The organism is Sivoneniella epilithica UHCC 1019, from assembly GCF_040830845.1.
In the GTDB taxonomy this organism is placed as follows: domain Bacteria; phylum Cyanobacteriota; class Cyanobacteriia; order Leptolyngbyales; family Leptolyngbyaceae; genus ULC077BIN1.
Genome location: NZ_JBFPDP010000112.1, coordinates 1 through 1,033 on the forward strand (window position 1 = coordinate 1; position 1,033 = coordinate 1,033).

Consider the following 1,033-nt stretch of genomic DNA (forward strand, 5'->3'; position numbering starts at 1 on the left):
TAACTCAAGTTGCTAGTTAGAATCGGCAGCAGGCGCAAAACAAATAAAATCTCTCCAAGAACTTGTAACGCCTGGAGAGAAAGAAAAATGATTACCGAAATTATAGCGATCTATGCCATCACCGATGACCTGCTCAAGGCGATCGGACATCAAGAGGATAGGCGAGTGCAACTGAGCGATGCGGAAGTGATTACCAGCGCACTAGTGGCAGCCCGGTTCTTCGGGGGGAATCATCAGATCGCTCAGGACTATCTCAAAGAACACGGGTTGATGCCCCAGATGTTGAGTAAGTCGCGGTTCAATCGCCGATTGCATCGGTTATTTTTGCCGTTGCTAGACCTGTTCGACGGTCTGGGCATGGTGCTCAAATCGGTCAATTCCAGTACGGAATACTTGCTCGATTCCTTCCCCGTGCCAATATGCGACAACATTCGGATTCCTCAAGTTCGTCTGGTTCGATGCGAGGATTACCGAGGCTACATTGCGTCCAAAAAGCGCTATTTCTATGGCATTCGGGTACAACTGCTAGCGACCACCGATGGCATTCCCGTGGAATTTGCCTTTTTGCCCGGTGAAGCCAATGATGTGCGGGGTCTTAATGCCTTGCCCTTGAATTTGCCTGCCCACACTCAAATCTATGCTGATGCTGCCTACACGAACTATCAAGCGGAGGATGACCTTGAGCAGACCGATACCATCCGGTTGCAAGTGGCTCGGAAACGCAATTCCAAACGCCCAGATTCTCCTGCTCTGGCTTATATCAAGCAAACCACCCGCCACTTCATCGAAACTGTTTTTAGTGGCATTACTGCTCAATTTCCCAAATCAATTCATGCGGTGACGATGGATGGCTTTTTGCTGAAAGTCTCCGCTTTTATCGTTGCGTTCACCCTTAAAGCCGCCTTTATCGACTAGTCCTTCGCTTCCACTGATTCACTGATTCGTTTACGAATTGCTTTCGCGACTTCGACTCGTTCACCTGCGCCCCTGTCGCAATAATCTCCCATCTCCACATAACCCGCAACTTGGGTTA

General features: G+C 49.3%; 1 protein-coding gene. It reads left to right on the forward strand.

Annotated features, from left to right (window positions below):
* Positions 1 to 87: 87 nt before the first annotated feature.
* The gene (locus AB3R30_RS26860; protein ID WP_458652266.1) at positions 88 to 915 is read left to right on the forward strand and encodes an IS982 family transposase; all 828 of its coding nucleotides are present in this window, start codon (positions 88 to 90) and stop codon (positions 913 to 915) included.
* Positions 916 to 1,033: the final 118 nt, after the last annotated feature.

What these genes read in the sequence shown, in the direction of transcription:
- AB3R30_RS26860 (WP_458652266.1), top strand. Translation starts at nt 88, where the DNA reads ATGATTACCGAAATTATAGCGATCTATGCCATCACCGATGACCTGCTC.